At 37.0% G+C, this 2,639-nt stretch carries 2 protein-coding genes and 1 pseudogene; all 3 read left to right on the top strand.

What is annotated here, in order from left to right:
* The coding region (locus EKM66_RS12400) for a DUF3324 domain-containing protein (protein WP_164505150.1) at positions 1–560 on the top strand (560 nt) is incomplete at its 5' end.
* A gap of 555 nt (positions 561–1,115) precedes the next feature.
* Positions 1,116–1,541 (top strand): annotated as a pseudogene (locus tag EKM66_RS12985) (acyltransferase family protein); the annotation flags it as partial.
* A 160-nt stretch (positions 1,542–1,701) separates the two neighbouring features.
* Positions 1,702–2,256 (top strand): recombinase family protein, encoded by a 555-nt coding sequence (locus EKM66_RS12390; RefSeq protein ID WP_033615067.1) that lies wholly within the window; start codon positions 1,702–1,704, stop codon positions 2,254–2,256.
* Positions 2,257–2,639: the final 383 nt, after the last annotated feature.

The raw sequence follows: 2,639 nt of genomic DNA, 5'->3' as shown, positions 1-2,639 counted from the left end.
ATTATGTTCTAGGCCTACAATTGAGACAAAATACTGACACAGTTGATCCAAATTTAAAACTGATCAAAGCATATGAAGATACTCAAAATGGACAAATTTCAGTCAATGCACTATTAGATAATGATGTGCCAAGATTGGAAGAAAAAGTTGATATCAAAGCAAAGATAACTTCAGAAAATGATAGTAAGAATGTTATTTTACAATCAGAGAAATCAAATATGTCAATTGCCCCAAACAGTTACTTTACTTATCCTATTAATGTTAATACAGTTATCGGTGCTAACAAGGATAAGAGATTAAAGTCAGGGACTTATATGATGTATTTGGATGTTAAGGCTAACAATGGGCAAAATATTTGGAAGCTTCAACGGAAATTTACGATTACTGACAAGCAAAGTCGTGAAATCAATAAGAAGACGCCAGTTAAGAACAGTCATACTAAATCCATTATGACTATCGTTGAAACAATTGCTGCAATTATAGTGGTTGCAGGGTTAGGTGTGTTTGGTATTACAAAAAACATAAAAAGTAAAACGAGATACGAAAAACATAAAAAGTAAAACGAGATACGAATAAAAGAATCCAATAACTCACTTTTGGGGTTCTTACTCAAATTTGGTTAAAATGTGAATGTGCTTAAATTCCCGTCTTCCGCAAGAATTAGAAATGTATTGGAACGCGATGGATCTCCAAAATCAGCCTTATTGTAAGTGGCAAAGCCGCCAACAATAATCACATAGCTGAACACATTTCCAATTTGTACTCCAGACTAAATAATTTTCCATTTAGTTTTTTTGTGGCAAGTATGTTTAATACGTAATTTTGTAAAATAAAAACGGCCTCTATTAAGAGATTCAAGTAAAGGATCTATCTTGAATACTTAATGGAAGCCGTTTTTTTTTGTATTCCTATTAGAACACATTGATGAGAACTGTACCTGAGACGGAGAGCGTAAAATATCTTGTGTAAATGGTAGATTGTAATAATAATTATCTGAATAAGGGACATTTTTACCAAAACACTTGGTAGCTGGAATGTTAGAAAAGCACTGCCCTGCGGCGATGTGTACCATCTATTTAGGCATGCTATTAAAAAAATGGCAAAGCTTAAAGATTAAGGGCGATCGGACGATGAACTTGGCGTATAAAGTCATGATGAACCAGCAGCGAAGCTATACGTTACGGCAGTACGCGGTGATTTGTATTGGGACCAACGCGCTGGATGATTACGAAGAGCAAACCATGAAGATCATTCATGACTTGGAGCCGGGGCACAAGTTGATTCTGATGACACCTTATAATGCCCCGGCCGATGCTGACTGAAATTCATCAAAGTTGGCCGTTTTGGAACGGCGTCTGCCAGCTAAGTATAAGTTCATTATGATTGCCGACTGGGGCAAGATTGCGGCGCAACATCCAGAAGTCTTCAAAGGGATAGATGGCGTACACTTCGGTGGCATTCGGGCTGGTGATATTTTATACGCCAAGGTAATCAATCAGGCACTACAAGTGGCTAAGCATTCCCCTGTTAAAGAGGATTAGATAAAAATATTTCTTGACGTTTTGAATATGTGATAATTAAAGTGTTTAAATGGAACGAACCAGGTCACAACTTAACAGTTGTGGCCTCTTTTTTGATACTGTATAATTAAAGGGTTAGAACCGTGTCACTACTTAATGACATAAGTAAGGAGATAAAAAGATGAAATATGGCTATGCGCGGGTCAGTACCACTGATCAAAAATTAGCAAATCAAATTGAGTTACTAAAATTGGCAGGAGCAGAAAAAATCTTTCAAGAAAAGTTTACCGGCACAACTACCGAACGACCGGAGTTTCAAAAACTGTTGCGCGCTCTAAAAACAGGTGATACTTTGATTGTCACTAAGCTGGATCGGTTTGCACGGAACACGCGCGAGGCCTTAGCCATTATCCAAGAGTTGTTTAAAGAAAATGTCAAAGTCAACATTTTGAATATGGGCTTAATTGACAATACGCCGACTGGCCAATTAGTCTTTACAATATTTAGCGCCTTTGCGCAGTTTGAACGCGATATGATTGTCACGCGCACACAAGAAGGTAAATTGTATGCCAAGCAACATGATCCGTTGTTTCGGGAAGGGCGACCGAAAACGTATTCTGATGAACAGATCAGATTTGCTTATGAGTTGCGAAAACAAGGCATGACTTATAAGATGATTGAACGAAAGACGGGGATTAGTAAACGCACGCAACAGCGAAGGTTTAAGTCGATTTAAAAATAGGTGTTTTAAGAATTGAATGTTTAATTAATCACGTACAACGGGGATTGCCGCTTTATTAAACAGTTGTGAGAGAAATTTATTTAGGGATTTTAGGCACTATTTATACCTGTTGTGCTATTGAGGTTAGTTGTGATAAGGATTAATTTGTACTACAAAAGGCCTACTCAATTGTTAGTTGAGCAGGCCTTTTGTGGGTATTTTGATTAGAGCTATTAACCCTATGCTAATTATAGGGCTTAGCTTTCAAATGGAACATACTATTATCCAAATTATGATTTGTTAAGGTGGTGTTGTCATAGTTACTGAATTGAATCAATTGGGCAGAAACAAGAAAAATTTAACTAAGACCATGGACACCATTCAAAATTAATGGAACG

The organism is Companilactobacillus hulinensis (assembly GCF_003946555.1).
GTDB lineage: Bacteria > Bacillota > Bacilli > Lactobacillales > Lactobacillaceae > Companilactobacillus > Companilactobacillus hulinensis.
Note: the sequence above shows the minus strand (reverse complement) of the source record. Positions and strands in the feature narration are given on the sequence as shown.

Coding starts and splice junctions, on each gene's coding strand:
- EKM66_RS12390 (WP_033615067.1), top strand. CDS start 1,702: ATGAAATATGGCTATGCGCGGGTCAGTACCACTGATCAAAAATTAGCA.